Consider the following 22,921-nt stretch of genomic DNA (forward strand, 5'->3'; position numbering starts at 1 on the left):
CAGCTCTTCATCATCGGAAGCAGCAACATCAAGCCAAAGTTCGTTAAGCAGTTCCGAATCATCAAGTAACTCATCTTCATCAGAAGAATCTTCATCGGCTCAAAGCAGCAGCTCTTCGGAGGAAATATCGTCGTCAACAAGTTCGCAATCTTCGTCAGCGAGCGCTGAATCGTCCTCCCAATCAGAATATTCAAGCGAAGCGAGCCAATCAAGCGTTTCAAGCGAAAGCTAGTTTAATGTAATTTTGACATTTATTTTTATCTGGTAAAATAAATTGTTATGGCCAAGGAAATAAAAGAAATAAAACTGCCGCAAAAGCCGAAAAATCTTCAAACGAATCAAAAGCATGGCTTACTTTGTTGCGGGATGCCGATAAAGAGGATAAGGACGAATTAAACTGGCTTTTGAAAGAATTACTGGAATTGTCCAATATTTTTGCTTCCAGTATAATAACATTAAAAGGTAAAAAATAATCTTTTAATTTTTGATATTTAAATTTTTATTTAAAAATATGTTCATAAATTTTACAAAAATTTCCACAATAGCGCTAGCATTGTTATTCTTCGGTTTTTACAACTATTCCTCCGCCAGCTTTAAAATCTCTCGTCCTTCCGCTTTAAATGTCGGTCTTGTCGGCCACTGGACATTTGACGGAGCGGACGTCAATTTTGTCACCAACACCGCCAGCGACCGTTCCGGCCAGGGAAACAACGGCACGCTGCTATGATTACGTGAACATGGGCAACGTCCTTAATATGGGAACGGGCGATTTTACTTTATCCGCCTGGATTAAAACAAAAAACACATCTTTCGAAAATATAATTAAAAAAAGAGGGAGCGGAGCGGGATACGCTATTAGCGTTAACGTGAACGGAACGGTTTATGCCAAAATAAACGACGGCACGAACAATGTTGATTTGACTTCCGTCGGCACCGTGAATGACAATCAGTGGCGCCACGTTGCCGGCGTTTTTGACCGCGACGGGACGGTTACCATATATATTGACGGTCAGGCGGATAACTCGGCGAGCATATCTTCCGTAGGCAACACAAACAATACCAACAACTTGACCTTGTCCGCCAACTCATCCTTTTTTAATGGAGTCATGGATGACGTCAGGATTTATAACAGGACGTTATCGGGATCGGAGGTCGCGCGATTATATAACCAAAGCTTAAGTAAATTCAACAAAACTCCAACCGGTATTCTTCGAAACGGTCTTGTCGGCCACTGGACATTTGACGGAGCGGACGTCAATTTTGTCACCAACACCGCCAGCGACCGTTCCGGCCAGGGAAACAACGGCACGCTGCTTAAGTTTGACGGGGCGGATGATTACGTGAACATGGGAGATGTCTTAGATGCCGGCAGCGGAAGCATGAGCGTTTCGGTTTGGATTAAATTAAGAAAACTTTCAAACCTAAGCCAGCAAATTATTATAAAGAGGCATTCCGTAAGTCCGTGGTTAAGCTGGGAACTCTATGTTTCTTCAGGCGACGAGGTGGTTTTTCAGATTGCAAACACTTCAGCCGATTATTTTAATGTAGGGACGACTCCGATAGTCAAAGATAATTGGTATCACATCGTCGGCGTAAAAAACGGCAACAATCTGACTGTTTACTTAAACGGAGAAATAAATCAATCTTGGAATACCGGACCTGTTGCCGGCACGGTGCAAAACGGGAATAGAGAACTTGGCATTGGCTCTGATTGGGTAGACGGAACATATGATTTTAACGGTATCATCGACGATGTCCGGGTTTATGACAGGGCGTTGTCGCAGGGAGAGGTTAGTTTGTTGTATAACGCGGCAAGATAAAAAGATTAAAAATAAAAATCTATGTTTAATTGCTTTATAAACATTGTCAATAGTGCAAAAATCTCAAAAAAATGTAGGATAATTGCCATAACAACATGGCCGCCAGGTACAGATTCATCGCTTTTTTCATACTTTTGGCCGGATTGGGCATCGGCTACTTCAACGCCTTAAGCTTTATTCCGGAAAGCTCTTTTCTCCACAGCGCCGCGCTGAACGTGCCGTTCAGACTCGGTCTTGATCTAAAGGGCGGAGCCCACTTGACATACAAAGCCGATGTGTCGGAAATTGATCCGGCCGAGGTTGACGACGCCATGAGCGGCCTGCGCGACGTCATAGAAAGAAGGGTGAACTTCTTCGGCGTGGCCGAGCCGCTGGTACAGGTTGAGCAAGGCGGCGCCATAGGCGGGGAGAAGGAGCAGCGGCTTATCGTGGATTTGCCCGGCGTGGCGGACCTAAACGAAGCGATAAGACTAATAGGAGAGACGCCATTTCTGGAATTCAGAACGGAAGCAGTTGATTTGGATAAATTGTCCGAGGAAGAAAAACAGGACTTCAACAAAGTTTTTGTCCCGTCGCAGTTGACGGGTCGATACCTCAAGAAAGCCGTTTTGGAATTGAAGGGTCGGAAATTTTCGCCAAAATCACTAAAGAAAATATCGGCAAAACCTTAGCCATCTTTTTAGACGGATCGCCCATAAGCGCGCCCACGGTAAGAGAAGAAATAAAAGGCGGCAGGGCGCAGATATCCGGACAGTTCACCCCCAAGGAGGCCAAACTCCTGGTGCGGAGGCTTAACTCCGGCGCCTTGCCGGTGCCGATATCCCTCGTTTCCCAGCAGAGCATCGGTCCGACTTTGGGAGAGAAATTTTTGGTAAAGGGAATCACCGCCGGAATTTACGGGCTGATAATGGTGGCGCTGTTTCTTATATTATGGTACCGGCTGCCGGGACTGGTGGCAGTGCTGGCCCTGTGCGTTTACACGCTTATAGTTTTGGCTTTGTTTAAAATAATACCGGTAACGCTGACCGCCCCGGGCATCGCCGGCTTTATCCTTTCCGTCGGTATGGCCGTGGACGCCAATATTCTTATTTTTGAAAGAATGAAAGAGGAACTCAAAAAAGGCAAAGCGCTGGAAGCGGCCATTTCCGAAGGATTCAGCCGCGCCTGGCTTTCCATCCGCGATTCCAACGCGTCCAGTCTTATAACTTCCGCCATTTTGTTCTGGATGGGCACCAGCATGGTCAAAGGATTCGCTTTGACGCTGGGAGTGGGTATTTTAGTCAGTATGTTCACGGCCATTACCGCCAGCCGGACGTTCCTGTTCGCTTTGGGATTCAAGGGGGAAAACAAGGTCGGAAAATTTTTATTCGGAAGCGGAATTAGATAAAATCCGAAGCACGAAGCACGAAATCCGAAACAAATTCAAATGACAAAAATTAAAAATTATAAACTGTTTTGAATTTAAGAAATTAGAATTTAAATACTGTTTCGAATTTCGATATTCGGATTTCGAATTTTGGTTTAATTTATGTTTATCGTCAAACACAGAAAAATATGGTACGCCTTGTCAGGAATCGTAATGGCAGCGAGCATTTTTGCCATATTCTTTTTCGGCTTAAAACAGGGGATTGAGTTTACCGGAGGTTCGCTTCTGGAGGCGGAATACAAAAACACCAGGCCGGAAACGGCGGTTCTTCAGGAAGCGGCCGGCGAACTGGGGCTCGGCAACGTCATAATCCAGCCGTCAGGGGAAAAGGGAATTATCGTCAGGGCGAAAGAACTTAACGAAGAAGAACACCAGAGATTGTTGGCCGGTTTTTCTTCAAAGGGCGAGCTTGCTGAAATACGCTTTGACTCCATCGGGCCGACCATCGGCAAAGAATTAAGGCAAAAATCAATAACGGCCATAATAATGGTCATTGTCGCCATAGTGCTTTACATCGCTTTCGCCTTCCGGAAAGTTTCCCGGCCGGTGTCTTCCTTCAAATACGGCCTGATAACGGTGGCGGCTTTGGCGCACGACGTGGTAATCCCCACGGGCGTTTTCGCCTATCTGGGAAAATATTACGGCGTGGAAATAGACGCGTTGTTTATCACCGCCTTGCTTACCATTCTGGGATTTTCCGTCCATGACACCATCGTGGTTTTTGACCGCGTCCGGGAGAACATCAAAATATCCAAACAAGGGGAAGATTTTGAGCAGACCGTCGGCTCCAGCGTCAGTCAGACAATCGGGCGATCCATCAATACTTCTTTGACCGTTGTTTTGGTGCTTCTGGCCTTGTATTTTTTCGGCGGAGAATCCACCAAATATTTTTCTTTGGCGCTTATAATCGGCGTGGTTGTCGGCACTTATTCCTCAATTTTTATAGCCTCGCCGCTTCTGGCCACTGTTTACAAGCGGCAAGACCGGAAAAAGTAAACAAGGGCTTGACACTGGTTTTTATAAAGTATAAACTCTTACACAGATATTATTAAGGTAATATCTGTGTTTTATTTTTCGCCGTTTGGCGGAAAGATAAAGCATCGCACATTGAAAACTAAATACCACATTTATCCCGTGAAATGATTTTTAATTAAAAATCAAATTTTGTTTTCTGAAACAAAATTTATTTCATGGGACGTTTCATTTCACGATTTAATTCTAATATTTTTTCTTTTGTTCCGTTCTATTTGAGAAGTTCAAACTTCTATTAATTTATGAGTTTGATCCTAGCTCAGGATGAACGCTGGCGGCGTGGAGAAGGCATGCAAGTCGCACGGGTCAGTGCGTAGCACTGGAAATTCGAAATTCGAATATCGAAATTCGAAACAATAATTAAATTTTTAAATTCTAATGTTTTAAACATTTGTAATTTGAATTTTGAATTTGTTTCGGATTTCGAATTTAGGATTTCGTGCTTCCACTGCTACGCAGTGGCTAGTGGCAAACGAGATAGTAATACATAGGTTATCCACCTCTTTCTCGGAAATAATCCCGCGAAAGCGGGACTAATGTCCGATGGTCTCTTGGAGCAATCCAAAGAGTAAAGCTTCGGCGGAAGGAGAGGAGCCTGTGCAATATCAGCTAGTTGGCAGGGTAACGGCCTACCAAGGCTATGACGTTTAGGGGGTGTGAGAGCATGATCCCCATCGATGGCACTGCGACACGGGCCATACACCTACGGGTGGCAGCAGTCGAGAGTCTTCCACAATGGGCGAAAGCCTGATGGAGCGACGCCGCGTGAATGAAGAAGGGCTTCGGCCTGTAAAGTTCTTTTCTCCGTGAGAAAGCCGGGTTAAACCGGTTTGATGTTAGCGGAGGAATAAGGGGTTGCTAAACTCGTGCCAGCAGCAGCGGTAATACGAGTGCCCCGAGCGTTATCCGGAATCACTGGGCGTAAAGGGTGTGTAGGAGGTCTTGTTAGTCCTGTCTTAAAGATTTCGGCTCAACCGAAAGAGTGGACAGGAAACGGCAAGACTGGAGGGTGCGAGAGGTGTGCGGAACTCATGGTGTAGGGGTGAAATCCGTTGATATCATGGGGAACACCAAAGGCGAAGGCAGCACACTGGCGCATTCCTGACTCTGAAACACGAAAGCGTGGGGATCAAAAAGGATTAGATACCCTTGTAGTCCACGCCCTAAACGATGTTCTCTGGCTTTTTGAAGTATCGACCCTTCGAGAGGCGAAGCTAACGCGTTAAGAGAACCGCCTGGGAAGTACGGCCGCAAGGCTAAAACTCAAAGGAATAGACGGGGACTTGCACAAGCAGTGGAACATGTGGTTTAATTCGACGATGAACGAAGAACCTCACCAGGGCTGGAAATCCAGACGAAGTTCCGGCGAAAGTCGGAATGTCTCACAAGGACGGCTGGACAGGTGATGCATGGCTGTCGTCAGTTCGTGGTTTGAATTGTTCCCTTAAGTGGGGCAACGAACGCAACCCTTATTGCCTGTTATATATGTCAGGCGAGACTGCCTATATGGAGGAAGGAGAGGATGACGCCAAGTCAGCATGTCCCTTTGATGTCCTGGGCCACACACATGTTACAATGGCCGGTACAATGGGCCGCGAAGCCGAAAGGCGGAGCTAATCCCATCAAAGCCGGTCCTAGTTCGGATTGAGGTCTGCAACTCGACCTCATGAAGCTGGAATTGCTAGTAATCGCGGGTCAGCTATACCGCGGTGAATACGTTCTCAAGTCTTGTACTCAAAATTTAAAGCGCCGGGCAGCTTTTTTGCAAAGAGGTTTAAATCCTCTACGCGCGCAAGCGCGTTAGCCGAAGACAGGTCTAAAGAAGCGATTTTTTAGACTGAAGGGTCTGAAGCGGCAAATGACAGCCTTTGTTTCAAATGCGGCAGCCGACTTCTGCGGTGAGTCAGAAGGAAGGTTGCGAAAAAACGCATAAAGGATGTCGGGAATTGTAAAATTAAGTAACCCCGGGAGATCTTGTGGTATAGTAAAGACAATGAATAGTGCCACAAGAAGTCAGCTGAGCCATAGTATTCCGTTATGCCAGACGGCAAATGACGGAAGAAGGGCGAAACCAGCAGTCTCTGCGGATTATGTTGTCGGTCTTATTTCAAAATACATAATTTACAGAGCGATTCTAAGCTCGCGAATTTCAATCTCTTTTGCGAAATTGCCTCCATTGTTGAAAATGGAAAGCATCTTACAAAAGTAGGCATTGATAAAATTCGCGTCTTGAAACAGCAAATGAATCAGCGTACTGCAGGGCTCGCGTAGTGCGGGAAATCCGCCCGCTACGTGGGAACGCGAAGTATTGTCTATCTATCGCAATCCGCCCGTCAAGCCAAGGGAGCCGAGAGTACCCGAAAACCCCGCTTTAGCGGGGGCTACGGTAAGTTCGGTGACAGGGGCTAAGTCGTAACAAGGCACGGGTAGCGGAAGCTGCTCGTGGAGTTTACACAAAATTTTTTCCGCTTATGGCGGAGAAAGTTTAGGCGATTCGTTCCGATTTATCGGAACGAAAAAAGTGTTGGTCTCGGAGCTTTAATTTGAGACCGCCCCATACTATTTCGGTACGGGGCAAGGACGGAACAAAAGAAAGAAAATTAGAATCACAAAAAGCACGCAAGATATTGTTATTTTGCGTGTTTTTTGTTATAAATAAATAGGCTTTTGCGCATGTAGTTCAGTGGTAGAACGCTATCCTGATAAGATAGAAGTCGGAGGTTCGATTCCTCCCATGCGCACTAATTAATAACGACCCGCCCGCAACGTCAGCAAACCAACTTGCTTGGCTTGCGTGGCGGGCGATGGCCGGAGGTTCGAGTCCTCCCGCACCCATATTTGTTTGGAACGAACTTAATAAAAAAGGAGGACTCGAACGGACTGACTAAATGTCAGTCCGCGGGATTTTCCATAAGAAAATCGATTCCTTCTACGCTCACAAAGACAAAAATTTTCGGCTTTTTGAGAGCCAGATCGTGGGCAGTACTTTGTGCTGCCCACTGATTTTCGTCCGCGAACTGAATTCAAAAAATAAAAAGCCCATTACCAAGGGCTTTTTATTTACTTTCCTTGTGAATAACTGAATTTAGATTTTAATTTTTAATATCCTATACTGTAGATAGCGCGGTTTTTTTGTTTTGTCACAATCAAAAATTATTTAAAAAATCTTTCGTTGGTCGCGGGAGATATTAGGAAGCCCGTTCGCGGGCGAATTATATAAAAAATAAATATGAACAAAAACATTTTGGCAATCGGACTGGTGTTTCTGGTTGTCGGTTTTGGCGCGGGTTATTGGTACGGCGGAACGGTCGCTTATGACAACGGCTACAACGCCGCCGCCGCCGACATAAAAGCCCAGCAGGAGGAAGCGGCTAAAAAAGCGGTCGAAGAAGCCGTTAAAAACGTCAACCCTTTCCAAGCCACTAATCCGCTGGAGGGAGTCACCGCCAATCCTTTTGAGAAGGCCAAGAAAGCTCTTAATCCCTTCGCCCAATAAGTTAAAAACTATGAAAACCGTCAATTTTAAAAAATTACTGATGGTGTCTCTGGTAGCGGTTTTTGCCGTTTTCGGCTTGGTGAAAAGCGGCTTGGCCCAGGAACAAACCGCCGCCGGCGACATACCGCAAGAACTTTTGCCTTTGGCGCAAGAGCTTGGCTGCGCCAGCCGCGATGAGTGCGAGAAAGCCTTTAATAATAATTTTGAAAAAGGGCTGGAACTGGCTGAGAAACATAAAGTGTACGGAGAGGAGCAGCGCAAAATCGCCCTATCATTCAAACAGGAAGTCATTGCCAGATTAAGCGCCGCCGCCGAAGAAAATTTCGATGAGATGATAGTGAAGATCGCCAACGATATTTTAAAGAAGCCGACCGTGGCCAAGACGCTGAAGATAGACAAAGAGGAAGTCAGAGCCGCCGAAACCATAGTGACAGAAATCAGAAACGCCGGCGTTTCCACCGACATTTGCAGCCGGCCGGCGGAGTCTTTGACCAGAGAACAGCTGATTAGTTGTTTTGAAGCCAGCAAAAAATTGGCTAAACAGTCAAAAATCGTGGAAAGATACATGCCCCGGGGCGTTATAGAAAAAACAGAAATGCTGGATTCCGCGGTAAAGCTTGAAGAAGCTTTGGCCAGGGGCGAATATCAGGGGCTGGGCAAAACGGCGGAAGAAGTCGGCCAAAAATGCTTAAGGCCGGGATCCGAATCTTTGACGGCCTGCGACGAGATAGCCGTTAAATATTTCGGGCCGGAAGGGGTTAAGGAATTGGCGGCAGTAAGAGCTCAAACCAAACAGGCTGGCGACATATACCTGAAAGGGTTGGAAAAAATGGAACTTGTTACGCCGGACGGACGAAAAATAACGGGTAAGGATTCCATAAGAAAGACTTGCGACGCGGCTTTTGAGACCAGGAATACCGGTTTGGCCAAAGCCTGCGGCGACTTTGCCGTGAAAAACGGTTTTGTCAGCAGAGAAGAAATCGAGGAGAGCCTTAAAATATTTGAGTCTTTCGCCGCCGGACCGCAAGTTGATTTTGAAAAATGTCGGGTTAATCCGGAAGCTTGCCGGGAATTTATACCGGAAGAATTCAAAGGCGACTTTGATTCCGGAATAAAGGTGTATGAATTGATGAAAGCCGAAATGGGCTTTGACCCGATACAATGCGAAAGAGCCGCTTTTGATTTCGCTTTAGGCCAAAAATGTTTTGAAGGGTCCAAAAAAGCTTTGCCGAAACTGAAAGAATTGGCGGGAAGCTCCGCCGAAGCGCGCAGAATGGTTTCGGAAATAGAATTCAGGGTAAAGCAGGGCGAAGAAATGGAACAGAGAAAAAACGAGGTTGAAAAAACTTTCGCCAGTCAAGCCGGACCGGGAGGATGCAAATCGCCGGAAGAATGTTTCGCTTACTGCAGCAACCCGGCCAACGGCGCGGAGTGTATAGCTTTCGGCGCCAAACATGAAGTTTTTGACCAAAAAGAAGTTGTTGGCAGGTTCCAGCAATACAATCAGGCTTTCACCCGGCCTGTGCCAGTGGGGATACCCGGGGGTTACGAGGGGGGATCCGGCGGCGGAGGGGGACAGTATCCTTATAATTACCAGGACGGATTCAGAGGAACTAGCCAGCCATATCAGCCGCAGCAGGGCGGCTATTATCCGCCGCCAGGCCAGGGGTATGGCGTCAGTTACCCGGGCCCCGGACCGGTCGGGCCCAGCCCGGAATGTTTCGCGGCCATTCAAACCGGCGATTTCGCCAAGGCTAAGGAAATTTGCGTCACCCCGCAGTATGTAACGCCTCCCCCGCCGTCTTATCCATATAGAACAGATTCTTCCGCTTCGGTCAATTTTCCGCCAAGAAGTATCTGCCCGGCGATGCCGGAAATTGATTGCCAGCCCGGAACTCAAAAAATTTACAAACCCACTACGGACGGCTGCGGCAGATCGGAGTGCGTTCTTGTCGCCAATGAACAGAAATGCTCGTCGGAACAGTATTGGAAGGTGACTGGCGAAGGAGGACAGGGTTTCTGCGCGCCGAAGGAATCTTACTCATCATATTCTTACAATCCCAAAGAGAAATGCTACAAAGAAGGCGGAACGTGGACCGGCGAATATTGCAAGTACCCCGACTACAACCAGCGCTCCTCTTATTCCTACAGCTCCTCCAATTATCAAAACACGGCATCATGTCCTGAAAATCTGGTGAATCTGCTCGGCTCCGGCTGCCACTTCATGTACAACGACGACTCCGGCGCCAGAATTTACTGCAACGGCGAGATGACCAAGTCGGCCAAATACGGGGACGCGGCTACCACGGATGGCTGCGCTTCCACGGGAAATTACTCCTCTTACAGTTACTCCGCCCCTTCCGGCCAAAGGGAGCAAATCTGGAACACCAATGGTTTGAGGTCGTGGGTGAGAACGGACGCCGATTCCGCCCGTATCGCCCGTTTGAAAGAAGCCTGCGCTAATGTGCCCGGTTCCGCTTGGGATATTTGGATGCCCGGCGCCGGCAATTATCAAAGCCCAGACTTCGGCATGCCCGATGAGGCCAAATGCCTGGCGTTGTCGCCCGGCTCGCAAGCCGCTTATTCTTACTCCTCCTACAATTCCGGCGGCTACTCCCCTTACGCCGGCGATGCCAATTCCTGCCCAGGCTTCTCCTACAGCCGATGGGATTCTTCCGGCAGACGCTATTGCCAGCTCAACAACGAAAGAAAGTGCGATTATAATTACCCGAGCTATCTTACCAATGGCGCCAATTACACGGCGGAAAACTGTCCGGCCAGCGATAGCGGCAGCAGTTATGGCGGTTATTCTTCCTACGGCAATTACAGTTCATATTCTTACAGTTCCTACGGCTACAATTACCCGCAATGCGATTGGTCAACCCAGTATCTTAAAGGTTCAACCAACACCTGCATGCCCAGGAGCGATTGCTACAATACGGCTCACGCGGATTACAATTCTTCCGAATGCCAGGGTGTGAGAAACATCGTTTCCGGCGGTTACGCAAGTTCGTACGGCGGATACTCCTACAGCTCGGCTTCCGCTTGTCCGTCGAACCTGCTCGGTTCCGGTTGTCACGATATGGGCAGCGCTTACTTCAACAGCGCGATGGACCAGTATGTCAATTACGGCGGCTCGACGGTAAAGAATTGCGCGACGGAATATATTAACGGTTGCGCGTCGTGGAGTAATTCGTCGTATTCAACCGGAGGTTCGTATAGCTCATATTCCACCGGCGGTTCTTCTTACAGCTCATATGATTCCGGTTCCTATAGTTCTTATTCGGGAGGCGGAGGGAATGGCGGCAGCTACAGCAGCGCTTACGACGCTTCGGCGGCCTGCGCTCAATCCGGCGGAAGCTGGAACGGCAGTTCCTGCGTTATGCCCAATACGGTCAGCAGCGCGGCGGATTACAGCAGCGCTACAACCGACCCGTCGGCCGCTTGCGCTCAAGCAGGTGGAACCTGGGATGGTACTACCTGCGTTATGTCCAACACGACTCTCAACGGAAACAGCGGAAGTTTTATGGCTAGCTTGAGTGAAATACTTAAAGATATTTTCGGAATTTTCTCAAGATAGAAAAATCGCAGTAAACCAATGACCGTCCCGCTGAAAACGGGACGGTCATTGCTCTTTAATTTAATTGCGGTTGGGGTTTTTATCTGATATATTTTATTCGTGCCGGAAACTAAAAAAAATAATTTTTGCTATCTCAACGGAAAATTTCTGCCATTTACGGAAGCTGGAATCGCTTTGGACGATCTGGGGTTGCTTCGTGGGTACGGCGTGTTTGACGCGCTGGCGACGCTAAACAACGGAAAAATTTTTTTATACGACGAACACTACGAAAGGCTCAAAAATTCTTCCGGGAGGCTCGGTCTTAATCTGCCGCTTGGCAAAGAAGAGATGAGAGCCGCGATTACGGAATTATTGCGAAAAAATAATCTGGAAAAAGCGGCCGTAAGGATTGTTATCACCGGCGGGCGGGCGCTTGATATGCTTTATTTCGACCCAAACTCGCCGACTTTTTTTATTTTAGCCAAGGAGCTTAAACCACTGCCGAAAAAATTATTTGAAAGCGGCGCTAAACTCATAACAGCCGATTTTGGCAGGTATATGCCGGAAATAAAAACGCTTAATTATCAGGCGGCGGTAAAAGCTTTTAATGAGGGCAAAAAAACCGCGAAAGATTTTCTGGAAATACTTTATGTTTCCGACGGATTTGTTTTGGAAGCTTCCACCAGCAACTTTTTTGTTTTCAAAAACGATGTTCTTATCACTCCGTCTGAAGGAATATTGAAGGGCACCACCAGAAATTTGGTGATAAAGTTGGCCAAAGAAAACGGTTTCTCGGTTGAGGAGAGGGAATTGTCGTTTCAAGAAATGAAGACGGCGGACGAAGCCTTCATCACCAGCACATACAAGGATATAACACCGATAGTCCAGGTGGACGACTTTAAAATCGGCGAGGGCAAACCGGGCAAAAACACCAAACGACTGATGCAAATTTTTGAAGAATTTGTAAGAAATTATTGATATGGATAAAAAAACATACACGAACTATTTCAAAAATAAGAAAATTCTGATGATGGGGTTAGGGATATTGGGGAGGGGGGTCAACGTCGCCAAATTTTTGGCGGAGTGCGGAGCGGAATTGACGATAACAGACTTGAAGACGGAAGAACAGCTGGCGCCGTCGCTTAAAAAACTTTCTAAATTCTCAAATATTAAGTACGTTTTGGGTAAACATGATTTAGCTGATTTTTCCGGCAAGGACATGGTTATAAAAGCCGCCGGCGTGCCGCTTGATTCGCTCCACATCGCCGAAGCGAGAAAAAATAAAATTCCGGTGGAAATGGACGCCTCGCTTTTTGCCAAACTCGCTGAACTTGGAGGTTCAACCTCCACTTGGAGGTTGAACCTCCAAGTTCAGATTGTCGGTATTACTGGAACGAGAGGGAAGTCCACCGTCACCCACTTGATTTACGAAATTATAAAAGAGGCTTTCAAAAACACAAAGCGAAAAGTTAATCTTGGAGGCAACGTGAAAGGTTTGGCGACCTTGCCTCTGCTTAAAACAATCAAACCGAATGATGTTGTCGTGATGGAGCTGGATTCCTGGCAGCTGCAGGGATTTGGCGACGCCCAAATCAGCCCGAATGTTGCCGTGTTTACGACTTTTTTACCTGATCACCTGAATTACTACAACGGCGATATGGACAAATATTTTTCCGACAAAGCCAACATTTTTAAATTTCAAAAAGAAAATGATTTTTTTGTCGCGGGAGAGAAATTTTTCCGCAATGTAAAATCATTTGTTAAAAGTGCGAGAATAGAAACAGAGAAGGATTTTAAAAATGGCAACATAAAGAGCAAAATAGTAATTGCTAAAAAAGGCGATATTCCAAAAAATTGGAAAGTAAAACTACTGGGCGAGCATAATCTGCAAAACATTGCTTTGGCGGTTGAGGCGGCCAGAAAAATCGGCGTGAAGGATACAGCAATAAAAAAAGCGGTAGAGAAATTCAAAGGGTTGCCCGGACGGTTAGAGCTTGTAAGAGAGGTTAGAGGAGTAAAATATTACAACGACACTACCGCCACCACGCCGGACGGGGTTTTGGCCGGACTGGAGGCGTTGAAAAAATACAGAGGGAAAATAATACTGCTCGGCGGCGGCGCGGACAAAAATCTGGAATACGAAGAGTATGCCAAGGTTGTTAAAAAATATGTCAAAGCGCTGATTTTGTTCCGAGGGTTGGCTTCCAATAAAATAATTGAGGCATTAGGCAAAACAAAGTTTCCGGTAGAAGTCGTGGACAGCATGAAAAACGCAATGGAAATTGCCAAAGATAAAACAAAAAAAGGAGATGTCGTATTACTTTCCCCCGGCGCGGCCAGTTTTGGAGTATTTAAAAACGAATTTGACCGCGGCGACCAGTTTGTCAAAGAAGTTAAGAAGTTAAAGTAAGAGTACCAGCCGGAGGCTGGTCCGCCTTTGGCGGAAAATAAAAAGGACAGACGCTTGAAATCGCGCGTCTGCCCTTTGTAGGCCTTTCTTTGAATTAAAATTTTCTGAAGATAAAAACACCGTTTCTCTGCCCCTTTTCTTCTTGAGTTTTTGCTCTGGCGCAGCTGTGCCAGACGTGCTCGTCTAAGATATTGTCGCTGAATGTGTCTATGCCGTCAGCGAGCAAGTTTTCCGGCGGGACACCGTGTCGGAGAAATTGAGTTTTTATCAAACCATCAAGACTGATTTTACCCTCCTCCGGATTGCCCTTTAAGCAATCTTCGCCATACTCTGTAAGCAGGTGATTGATTAAAACTTCATTTTTCTTGCCGTATTGCGGGTGGTTAATCGGATGGCGAAAGTTTTCCGCCTTGATTCCGCAAGTTATAAAGACGCGCAGATCTTTTATAAATTCTCCGGCCATGATGTATTTTTCCATTATGGCGTCAACCACACTCCCGTTTCTTCGGGACCTTTTGCCAGTATGGATTTTTTGTTTGTCTAAAAGACAATCCCTCCCCGCGTGCGCGGCTATCACAATGTATTTCCCAGTAGCGACGACTGTTGGGCAGTCGGCGCTGGGGACAAAGAAAGCATCTTGCCTGTTTTCTAAAACAACGCCATCGGCAAAGACCCCTTTGCGTATTGTCAAACCTCCCCGAAATCTTATTTTTTGCCGAAAACTCTTTTCCCAAACAACCTCGGCGTTAAATTTTTCGCATGAAGGCGCAAAGATATTCGTAACTCCGTTGTTAATAGCGTAAAACTTTAAAGTTTCGGTAACGATTCCAGCGTTGTCGCGCGGACTGAAATTGTGAGGCTTGCCAAAAAGGTAAATACTTACTTTTTCTGAATTTATTTTGAACGGTGTCGCAGGTGCGAAAGTTAAAGTCATTTTTCGGCCCTCCTTTCGGCCATTTTGCGTTTCAGAAAGTTAAAATTTTTAAAAGGACTAAACTAAATATCATTGTCTTTATATCCTTTCGCGGCGCTCTTTGCAAGCTTACCCCCACTTTTTTATCTCAAAATTTGCTGTAAGATAGATTGGTAAAAATAATATGAAAAATATTGATTTGGCTAAAATAAAACGGGCGCATTTTGTGGGCATTGGCGGAATCGGCGTGTCGGCGATTGCGAGGATGATGATTGGAGAAGGTAAAATCGTCAGCGGGTCGGATTCTACCGATTCTCTTATTACAAAAGAGTTGAAAAAGCTTGGGGCGGAGGTTTTTATCGGCCATAACGCCGGTAATGTTTCTGGTAGTATTGATTTGCTTGTTTACACTCCGGCGGTGACAGAAGAAAATCCGGAACTGAAAAAGGCGAAAGAATTAAATATTCCGACGTTTTCTTATCCGGAAATTTTGGGGCTGATTTCTCAAAACAAATATACCATCGCCATCTCCGGCGCGCACGGAAAAACCACCACCACGGCGATGATCGGGAAAATTTTAACAGACGCGAAGAAAGACCCGACCATTATCGTCGGCAGTCTGATGAACGGCAGCCACTCCAATTTTAGCGCTGGAAAAAGTGATTACTTTGTAGTAGAAGCCTGCGAATACAAAAAATCTTTTTTGAATCTAAGCCCTAGAATAATTGTCATCACCAACATAGACAATGACCACCTGGATTATTACGGCAGTCTGGAAAATATCAAAAAAGCGTTCGCGGAGTTTGTTTCAAAATTGCCGGAAGACGGCTTTCTGGTTTGCGACCCGAACGATGAAAATTTAAAAGAAGTTATTAAGTCCGCGAAAGCTGGAATTATTGATTATACGAAAATATCTTCGGACTTTAATTTAAAAATTCCCGGCGAGCATAATATAAAAAACGCCAAAGCGGCGGTGGTAGTGGCGAAAATCTTGGGCATTGAGGAAGAAATGGCTCGAGAGTCATTAAACGATTTTTCCGGCACCTGGCGCAGGTTTGAGTATAAAGGAAAAACGAAAAACGGCATTGTTGTTTACGATGATTACGGCCACCATCCCACGGAGATAAAAGCGACGCTCAAAGGGGCGAGGAAATTTTTTGGCGGGGAAAAACCCCTCGGCAATGCTCGGGGCAAGATTTGGTGCGTTTTTCAGCCCCATCTTTACAGCCGCACCAAACTTTTATTGGAAGATTTTGGCAAAAGTTTTGGCGACGCCGGCGAAGTTATCCTGGCCGACATTTACGCCGCCCGGGAGCCCAAAGACGAAAGCATAAATTCAAAAATGCTGGCGGATGAGATTATAAAAAACGGCGGCAAAGCAACTTATCTTGGTTCGTCTGAAAAAATAGAAAACTTTTTACTGGAAAACGCGAAAAAAAACGATGTCGTTTTGACCATCGGCGCGGGGGATATTTATAAAATCGGCGAAAATTTGCTTAAATAATTTTATCTGATAAAATATTTTTATGAAAAAAGTAATAATTTATTCCACGCCGACGTGCGTTTATTGCCGGATGGCGAAGGATTTTTTGACGGAGAAGAACATCCCGTTTACCGACTATGATTTGACCAAAGATATAGCGATGCGGGACGAAGTCATCAAAAAAACCGGCCAAATGGCCGTGCCGGTGATAGAGGTGGATGGGGAAATGATGATAGGCTTTGACAAAGAGCAGTTGTCAAAAATGCTGGGAATGTAAAATGAATAAGTAAAACAAACGCTCCGGCAAAATCGGGGCGTTTGTTTTTGGGTTAAATTTGTGCTTAAATAACTGTGCTTCAGCCCCCATAGCTCAATGGATAGAGCAATCCCGTCCTAAGGGAGAGATGGAGGTTCGATTCCTTTTGGGGGCAAAATTTTGTTGAAAATTATTCTTTTTTCTATATAATATTGTTGTTTTAAACAAGGGCCATTAGCTCATTTGGTACCCGCCCGCCACACAAGCCAGCTTGCTGGCGTTGCGGGCGGGGAGCGCGCCCATTGTATTTTAAAATCATAAGGGCTCGTAGCTCAATTGGTAGAGCGCCGCTATGGCATAGCGGAGGTAACGGGTTCGAATCCCGTCGAGTCCATTGACTTTTATTCTCAATCTGCTAGGATACTTGCATGTGAGCGTTTTCCGTCCCACTTAACAATTGTTGGACGGCGCCAATACATATCCCATAAGTCCCGCTTCGGCGGGATTTATGTTTTTACAGAAGACAGAAGAACTTGGAAGCTAAACTTCCAATTGGAAGTTTAGCTTCCAAGTTCAAATTCCGTCCTGGCAAAAAATTTTATTTATCTGTTATAATATGAGAAAGAAAATGGAAGCGAACAAAATAAAACTAAAAACAAGGGACGGCTTTGAGATAGCCGCCGATTTTTATTCTTTGGTTAACACCGACGCGCCGGCGGTCATTCTCACTCACATGATGCCGGCCACCAAAGATAGCTGGAAGGATTTCGCCAGGAAGCTCAATATGAGCGGCTTCCACTGCTTGGCGATAGATTTGCGCGGGCACGGCGAATCGCAGGAAGGGCCGTCGGGGTTTAAAAATTACAACGACCAGCAACATCAGGCGAGCATCATGGATATTGAAGCGGCGGCGGAATTTCTGGTAAACGCCGGAATGCCGCTTAAAAAAATCGCCTTAGGAGGCGCTTCCATCGGCGCCAACCTCTCCCTGCAATTTCAATCCGAGCAAAACGAAATAAAAGCGTCGTTCCTCCTTTCTCCCGGGCTGGATTACCGGGGCGTGGCTACGGAAAGACTGGCCAAAAAATTAAACGAAGACCAGGCGGTGTTTCTGGCGGCGGGCGGGGAAAACGACGAGTATTCCACCGAGACGGCGGCCAAGCTCTTCAGTCTGGTAAAAACGGAAAACAAAAAACTGAAAATTCTTAAAAACGCCGGTCATGGCACGGACATGTTCAAAGAGGACTTGTCTTTGGCGGAAGAGATAGGCGACTGGCTCAAAGGAATATACTTTGCCGCCTGATTTTTGAATTCCAATTAAAATAGTATAATAGCCTCATGGGTAAAATAATTGTCGGGGTTCTCCGTGGCGGGCCTTCGTCCGAGCACGACGTGTCTTTAAAAACGGGCGCGAGCGTGCTGGCGGCGCTGCCGGAAAAATACCTGGCCAGAGACGTTTTCATAAGCAAAGACAACCACTGGCACTTGGACCGGAAGCCGACCACCGCCGACCGGGTTTTTAATTCCGTGGACGTGATTTTCAACGCTCTGCACGGGCAATACGGCGAGGATGGGAAAGTTCAGATGCTGATGGACGCGCATGGAGTGCCTTATACCGGTTCCGGCGCGGTCGCTTCCGCTTTGGGCATGAGCAAAACATTGGCGCGTGAAGCGTTCAAAAAAGCGGGGCTCAAAATCGCGCGGGCCGTTATCGGCGACATGAAGGAAGAAACTCCCGAATCTTTCGCGGCAAAAATTTTTAAGACCATGCCGCCACCGTGGGTGATCAAGCCCGCCGCGGCGGGTTCGTCGGTCGGCGTTTCCGTAGTCAGGATTTTAAACGAGCTGGCCGAGGCTGTCCGACAGGCGGCTCAATTTGACAGTAAAATATTGGCGGAAGAATACATCCCCGGCAGGGAAGCAACCTGCGGGGTGTTGGACGGTTTCCGCGGGCAAAAACATTACGCCTTGCCGGTGATAGAGGTAGCGCCGCCGGCCAAAAACAAGTTTTTTGATTACGAGGCCAAATACGGGGGCGGAACGAGGGAAATTTGCCCGGCCCATTTTGATTTGCCAACAAAGAGGAAATTGGAACAGCTGGCGGTACTGGCGCACAACGCCGTCGGCGCCCGTCATTATTCCCGTTCCGATTTTATCGTTTCCAAAAAAGGAATTTACATTCTGGAGATAAACACGCTCCCCGGCCTGACCGGAGAATCTTTGGTGCCGAAGGCCGTGGAAGCCGTCGGCTCTTCACAAACAGAGTTAATAGACCACTTGCTGAAATTGGCTCTGTCATCCGACTTGTAAAAAACGCGCGGTGTCTTCCGTTTTATTTCACATTCTCCAATTGACTCTAGACAGCCAACCATTAAAATTAAAACATAAGCTTGATTTAAAAGGTTTCATCTTTAGTCGATAGATAACCTGATTATTAAAATTAAAAGATAATAAATCGGCCGGATAATTTAAACGAATGAAGTTGCTGATCGTGGAGGATGACCCGTTTCTAATGAGCGTTCTGGCGGAAAAGCTTAAAGAGGGCGGCTTTGAAATAGAAGCGGCCGCCGACGGCGAAAACGGGCTGGAGAAAATAAGGGCGGGCAACTACGACCTGGTTCTTTTGGACATGGTTTTGCCGAAAGTTGACGGCTTCAAAGTCCTGGAAACGATGAAAAACGACGAAAAAATGAAATCGGTTCCCGTGATCGTCCTTTCCAATCTCTACGACAAAAATAACATCAGCAAGGCCACTTTGATGGGGACGAAAGATTATATCGTCAAAGCTTACAATACCCCCGAAGACATCGTGGCCAAAGTTAAAAAATTTCTGTCCGGCCAAACAAAAAAATGAAAGGAGGAAAATTAAAATATTTCATAATAGCCATAGTGATACTGGATTTGATACTGGCTTTTCCCGTAATGTTTTCTTATCAGAAAATCGGCGCTTTGCTGCAGGTTCCACAGGCGTCGGAAGTGTTCGTAACGCTGTTTGTGGAGATAACTCTGCTGGTTCTGACCTCGGCGCTGGCTTTCATGGTTTCCAGGATTTTAAAAGGCACGGCTTTACAGAAAGCTCTTTACTTTATCGCATGGGGAGTTCTGATGTACGGCGTGGGCGACACGCACATCCTGGTTTGGATTTATACCGGTATAGAAGAAGTGTATCCGTTTTTCGGCAAGGCCTGGTCATCCATAGCCCATGCCATAGCGGTGGGTATAGGGTTTTTGCTGGTTATCACCGGAATGTACAAGATAGCCAAAGCCAGAAACAGCATATTGTCGGATGAGCAGTCTCAATAAAAGAAAAATAGCCTGGATAACGAGCGGCGTCGCGTCGCTCGTTTTGATTAATTTGCTCGTTTTAAAACTTTATCCGGGCGATTTTCCGGCCATTGTTTCAATAATTTTCATACTCATTCCTTTCCTCGGAGCGATCGCCCTGATATTCTTCCGCTTCTCGGTGCTTTTTCTGAAAAGAATAGCCGAGAAAGAGGAGGAAGAAAAATTACTTCGCGAACGGGAGAAAGAAATCGTGGAGAATATGGTGGAGGGCCTGGTGGTGCACAACAAAGAAGGAAGAATCCTGGTTCTTAATACGGCGGCCGAAAAAATGGCGGGCGTCGGCAAAGCGCGGCTCAAAGGACGGAAATTTTCCGAAGTAACGAAGCTCTCGCCTCTTCTGGAAGCGGTGGCCATGGATACAAAGGAAGATGACGATTTTGAGTATTCTCTTAAGGATAAAAACGGGAGAGAGATGATTTATCAGATTTCCAAAGCGGAGCTTAGTCGGACGAGGGGCGAAATTCTTAAAATTATCCGCGACGTCAGCCGCGCCAGGTATCTGGACAAAATGAAGACGGAGTACGTTACCATTATGTCGCACAAGTTTCTTACCCCGCTGACCGGCATAAAATGGGCGGCGGCGGCTTTGGCCGGAGCGGAATTGGACGAAACGAAGAAGCGGGAAAGTGTCAAAAGTATTCTGGACAACGCTGAAAAGCTGGTGAAGTTCACCTCCTATCTTCTGGAAATAACGGAAGTGGAAGAGGGTTTGTTCGTGGACAGGTTTGAGATGGTTGATTTAGCCGAACTTGTGGAAGGCGCGATAAAAAATTACAAGCAGGAAAGTCGCCAGAAAAAGTTGTCTGTCGCGTTTAATGATTCAAAAGGCGGAGTTTTCGTTGCCAGAGGCGACAGGTTAAGGCTCGCGACGGCCATATCCAATTATTTGAACAATTCCATAAAATACACCCCTGACGGCGGAAAGATAGATTTGTCGCTTAGAGAAAGCGGGGGAGTCATAAAATTTTCCATCAAGGACGACGGCATCGGAGTTCTGCCGGAGTCGGCGCCGTCTTTGTTTACCAAATTTTTCCGGGACAGATTGGCCAAAGAGGTGCACACCGAGGGCTCCGGCATTGGCCTGTTTATCGTCAAAAACATCATAGAACGCCACGGCGGCGCGGTGGGCTACGAGCCCAACAAGGACGGCAAAGGCTCCACTTTCTACTTCACCCTGCCGGCGTATAAAGAAAAGTGAGGATTGGTGTTATTCTAGCATTTGCGCGAACTTTCTTTGAACGGAACTCCTGATGCGCCCCGCCACTATTTTTCTGGGGATATGGAGGCGGGGCGACGGACTCTTTTTGAAAAAATCGGCGGCTAATTATTAAGATATTCCTCTTTGCTATTTTCATCGTGCGCATCAAACGCACGATAATTTACTAACATCTCTTCTCCTTTTTCTATGTCACGATTTGCAACGCCTAATGTTTCGGGCTCGCCAGGGGTTGGAACAACATCAATATTATTTTTTACCGACGAGTGATTTGTGAATCTGCTATCGTCAATAGAGTAAACATATTTTCCTGTTGTTGTAGATAAGTAGGCATATCGGTCAATAAGTTCACGGTGTTCCAGTGGCATTTGTTTAACTTCTTCTGGGTCAAAAAGAATATCAAAGCGCGGGTTGAATCTCCATGTCACAGTTCCTTTTGGAATTTTCTCATCCGCAAATAATCCTATTCCTTCAATTTTACTTGGCTTTGCGCTTGCTTTTACTGTTAGCATAAAAAATATTATTTTTGATTTTTAATAATTTCGGAAGCAAGTTTTTTCAAATCTTCGGGTTTTGCCATTGGTCCGCTTCCCGAAGAAATCCAGCCCTCGTATTTGTCAAACCAAAATTCTTTCCCGCTCAAAACTTGCTTCCAAACACCTTTCTTCAAATTTTCCGTGCCGTGCATCGGCACAAGTTTAATATGAGCGTGGTCTATGCCTGTCCCTTCCATTATCAAGCCAACTCGACCAACATCCTCAAAATAATTTTCAAGGATATTGGCAACTTTCTTGGAAGCGATGATAAATCTTTGTAAAACATCATCGGGCATTTTCAAAACATCGCTTCCAAAATGTTGTTTTGGTATAACGCATGTAAAACCCTCGGTGTTTGGGTCAATGGCGAGCCATGCCATAAATTCATCATCTTCCCAAAATTTTCCGGCAGTTTGAATATTCCCTGCGACTATCTCGCAGAAAATACATTTGCTGTCTTTAGTTGTTGCTTCGTATTTTGCCATAAATTATTTCATCATCTTGTTCAAAATATCCAAACATTGTGGCAATTTAAACCAACCAGCAGAGCCATTGAGATGCCCGCCATCTTCAACAATAACAAGTTCTCCATCTAATTCTTGAGATAAAAATTTTGCGTTATCTAATGGAACATTAGGGTCATTATCCCCATGAATAATTGCAAAATTTTTACAGTGGAGCTTTATCTTTCCGAAATCAAAATTTTTATCCAAGAAACTGTCAATTTTCCTGTTGCTATTTTTTTCCGATGGTCCGGAAATTAAAACTGCACCAGAAATTTGTTTTGCTTGTGCGCTTTCCAAATATCTTAAAATCGCAGGTGCTCCAAGTGAATGTCCCACTAAGTAAATCTCATCATTGGTATTTCGCTCGATGTGTCTTGAAATCTCATCAACCCATTCGGCACAAACTGGATTTTCGGGTGCGGGCATAGAAAGCGCGCAAGCATAAACATCTTGCTTTTCAAGTTCAGACATAAGCCAAGGTCGCCAACCACCATTTGGGCTACCTTCAAATCCATGAATTATAAAAACTTTTTTCATAGTTATTTCAAAAGCTCATCAACGGAAACATCAAGCGCATTGGCGAGTTTCTCCAATATCACAAGCGTAACATTGACCTTTCCGCCCTCAATCGCGCTCATATAGCTTCTATCCATGTCGATTGCTCGACAAATGTCGCCTTGCGACATTTTACGGCGAAGCCGTATACGCTTGATGTTTTCTCCAAGTTTTTTGGAAATTTGAGCCATATTTATATTATCACTTTATCAACTATTGCGCCATGCCTCAATATGGAGGTATAATCCCATATATGGATTCTTCTTTTGTAGCCGCCGATTTTTTCAAAAAAGAAAGCCGAAGCCCGCGCGGATTCCTCCCCAGACCCCTCCTCCGCGCGGGCGAGTCCGTCGCCCCGCCTCCATATC

At 46.1% G+C, this 22,921-nt stretch carries 22 protein-coding genes, 3 tRNA genes, 1 rRNA gene, 1 pseudogene and 1 other annotated feature; of the genes and pseudogenes, 21 read left to right on the forward strand and 6 right to left on the reverse strand.

Translation table 11 applies throughout. The annotated features are described in order from the left end of the window. The 12 genes and pseudogenes from HUT38_02515 to murD form a co-directional block, all read left to right on the forward strand. A partial coding sequence (locus tag HUT38_02515; protein ID NUQ57335.1) for a glycoside hydrolase occupies positions 1 to 232 on the forward strand: 232 nt, incomplete at its 5' end. A 37-nt stretch (positions 233 to 269) separates the two neighbouring features. Further along, the gene (locus HUT38_02520; protein ID NUQ57336.1) at positions 270 to 473 is read left to right on the forward strand and encodes a four helix bundle protein; all 204 of its coding nucleotides are present in this window, start codon (positions 270 to 272) and stop codon (positions 471 to 473) included. 38 nt (positions 474 to 511) lie between these two features. Beyond that, complete coding sequence (locus tag HUT38_02525) at positions 512 to 727, forward strand: hypothetical protein (GenBank protein NUQ57337.1); 216 nt, start codon at positions 512 to 514, stop codon at positions 725 to 727. Between the two features lie 10 nt (positions 728 to 737). Further along, positions 738 to 1,820: a LamG domain-containing protein gene (locus HUT38_02530; protein NUQ57338.1), complete on the forward strand. Its 1,083-nt coding sequence runs from the start codon at positions 738 to 740 to the stop codon at positions 1,818 to 1,820. Between the two features lie 95 nt (positions 1,821 to 1,915). Next, positions 1,916 to 3,207: pseudogene (gene secD / locus HUT38_02535) on the forward strand (protein translocase subunit SecD). A gap of 141 nt (positions 3,208 to 3,348) precedes the next feature. Next, a complete protein-coding gene (secF, locus tag HUT38_02540) occupies positions 3,349 to 4,242 on the forward strand; it encodes a protein translocase subunit SecF (GenBank protein ID NUQ57339.1) in 894 nt (297 codons plus the stop codon). 272 nt (positions 4,243 to 4,514) lie between these two features. After that, positions 4,515 to 6,015: ribosomal RNA gene (locus HUT38_02545) — 16S ribosomal RNA — on the forward strand. A gap of 589 nt (positions 6,016 to 6,604) precedes the next feature. Next, positions 6,605 to 6,699, forward strand: a sequence feature (possible 16S ribosomal RNA but 16S or 23S rRNA prediction is too short). Positions 6,700 to 6,947: 248 nt separating this feature from the next. Further along, positions 6,948 to 7,019 (forward strand) — tRNA-Ile (locus HUT38_02550). A 488-nt stretch (positions 7,020 to 7,507) separates the two neighbouring features. Beyond that, positions 7,508 to 7,774: a hypothetical protein gene (locus tag HUT38_02555; protein NUQ57340.1), complete on the forward strand. Its 267-nt coding sequence runs from the start codon at positions 7,508 to 7,510 to the stop codon at positions 7,772 to 7,774. A 10-nt stretch (positions 7,775 to 7,784) separates the two neighbouring features. After that, positions 7,785 to 11,354, forward strand: coding sequence for a hypothetical protein (locus HUT38_02560; GenBank protein ID NUQ57341.1), 3,570 nt, complete (start codon positions 7,785 to 7,787; stop codon positions 11,352 to 11,354). A gap of 99 nt (positions 11,355 to 11,453) precedes the next feature. Further along, positions 11,454 to 12,311 (forward strand): aminotransferase class IV, encoded by an 858-nt coding sequence (locus tag HUT38_02565; protein ID NUQ57342.1) that lies wholly within the window; start codon positions 11,454 to 11,456, stop codon positions 12,309 to 12,311. Between the two features lies 1 nt (position 12,312). Next, the gene (gene murD, locus HUT38_02570; protein NUQ57343.1) at positions 12,313 to 13,743 is read left to right on the forward strand and encodes a UDP-N-acetylmuramoyl-L-alanine--D-glutamate ligase; all 1,431 of its coding nucleotides are present in this window, start codon (positions 12,313 to 12,315) and stop codon (positions 13,741 to 13,743) included. Between the two features lie 94 nt (positions 13,744 to 13,837). Here murD and HUT38_02575 read toward each other — a convergent pair whose 3' ends face one another. Beyond that, positions 13,838 to 14,677 (reverse strand): laccase domain-containing protein, encoded by an 840-nt coding sequence (locus tag HUT38_02575; GenBank protein NUQ57344.1) that lies wholly within the window; start codon positions 14,675 to 14,677, stop codon positions 13,838 to 13,840. Between the two features lie 163 nt (positions 14,678 to 14,840). Here HUT38_02575 and HUT38_02580 point away from each other — a divergent pair, with 163 nt between their 5' ends. The 9 genes from HUT38_02580 to HUT38_02620 all read left to right on the forward strand — a co-directional run bounded on the left by HUT38_02580 (position 14,841) and on the right by HUT38_02620 (position 20,938). Next, complete coding sequence (locus HUT38_02580) at positions 14,841 to 16,160, forward strand: UDP-N-acetylmuramate--L-alanine ligase (GenBank protein ID NUQ57345.1); 1,320 nt, start codon at positions 14,841 to 14,843, stop codon at positions 16,158 to 16,160. Between the two features lie 22 nt (positions 16,161 to 16,182). Further along, positions 16,183 to 16,416: a glutathione S-transferase N-terminal domain-containing protein gene (locus tag HUT38_02585; GenBank protein ID NUQ57346.1), complete on the forward strand. Its 234-nt coding sequence runs from the start codon at positions 16,183 to 16,185 to the stop codon at positions 16,414 to 16,416. 82 nt (positions 16,417 to 16,498) lie between these two features. Next, a tRNA-Arg gene (locus tag HUT38_02590) sits at positions 16,499 to 16,570 on the forward strand. A gap of 146 nt (positions 16,571 to 16,716) precedes the next feature. Beyond that, positions 16,717 to 16,789 (forward strand) — tRNA-Ala (locus HUT38_02595). Positions 16,790 to 17,011: 222 nt separating this feature from the next. Beyond that, entirely contained in the window at positions 17,012 to 17,698 is a 687-nt protein-coding gene (locus tag HUT38_02600; GenBank protein ID NUQ57347.1) for an alpha/beta fold hydrolase, read from the forward strand. A 35-nt stretch (positions 17,699 to 17,733) separates the two neighbouring features. Beyond that, positions 17,734 to 18,705: a D-alanine--D-alanine ligase gene (locus tag HUT38_02605; GenBank protein ID NUQ57348.1), complete on the forward strand. Its 972-nt coding sequence runs from the start codon at positions 17,734 to 17,736 to the stop codon at positions 18,703 to 18,705. Positions 18,706 to 18,871: 166 nt separating this feature from the next. Continuing rightward, a complete protein-coding gene (locus HUT38_02610; protein ID NUQ57349.1) occupies positions 18,872 to 19,249 on the forward strand; it encodes a response regulator in 378 nt (125 codons plus the stop codon). Beyond that, complete coding sequence (locus HUT38_02615) at positions 19,246 to 19,698, forward strand: hypothetical protein (GenBank protein ID NUQ57350.1); 453 nt, start codon at positions 19,246 to 19,248, stop codon at positions 19,696 to 19,698. Before HUT38_02610 ends, HUT38_02615 begins: the two co-directional genes overlap by 4 nt. Then, on the forward strand, positions 19,682 to 20,938 hold the full coding sequence (locus tag HUT38_02620; GenBank protein ID NUQ57351.1) for a PAS domain S-box protein: 1,257 nt from the start codon (positions 19,682 to 19,684) through the stop codon (positions 20,936 to 20,938). The genes HUT38_02615 and HUT38_02620 overlap by 17 nt, the downstream gene beginning before the upstream one ends. A gap of 122 nt (positions 20,939 to 21,060) precedes the next feature. Here the strand turns inward: HUT38_02620 and HUT38_02625 are convergent, their stop codons facing one another. The 5 genes from HUT38_02625 to HUT38_02645 all read right to left on the reverse strand — a co-directional run. Further along, positions 21,061 to 21,468: an SET domain-containing protein gene (locus HUT38_02625; GenBank protein NUQ57352.1), complete on the reverse strand. Its 408-nt coding sequence runs from the start codon at positions 21,466 to 21,468 to the stop codon at positions 21,061 to 21,063. Between the two features lie 8 nt (positions 21,469 to 21,476). Beyond that, on the reverse strand, positions 21,477 to 21,977 hold the full coding sequence (locus HUT38_02630) for an HIT family protein (GenBank protein NUQ57353.1): 501 nt from the start codon (positions 21,975 to 21,977) through the stop codon (positions 21,477 to 21,479). A 3-nt stretch (positions 21,978 to 21,980) separates the two neighbouring features. Then, positions 21,981 to 22,535 (reverse strand): serine hydrolase family protein, encoded by a 555-nt coding sequence (locus HUT38_02635; protein NUQ57354.1) that lies wholly within the window; start codon positions 22,533 to 22,535, stop codon positions 21,981 to 21,983. Positions 22,536 to 22,537: 2 nt separating this feature from the next. Continuing rightward, complete coding sequence (locus HUT38_02640; protein ID NUQ57355.1) at positions 22,538 to 22,744, reverse strand: helix-turn-helix transcriptional regulator; 207 nt, start codon at positions 22,742 to 22,744, stop codon at positions 22,538 to 22,540. 2 nt (positions 22,745 to 22,746) lie between these two features. Continuing rightward, positions 22,747 to 22,921 (reverse strand): hypothetical protein (locus tag HUT38_02645; GenBank protein NUQ57356.1); only part of this gene is annotated, 175 nt, incomplete at its 5' end.

It is taken from the genome of Candidatus Paceibacter sp. (genome assembly GCA_013360865.1).
Taxonomy (GTDB): Bacteria; Patescibacteriota; Minisyncoccia; order UBA9983; family UBA9983; genus SURF-57.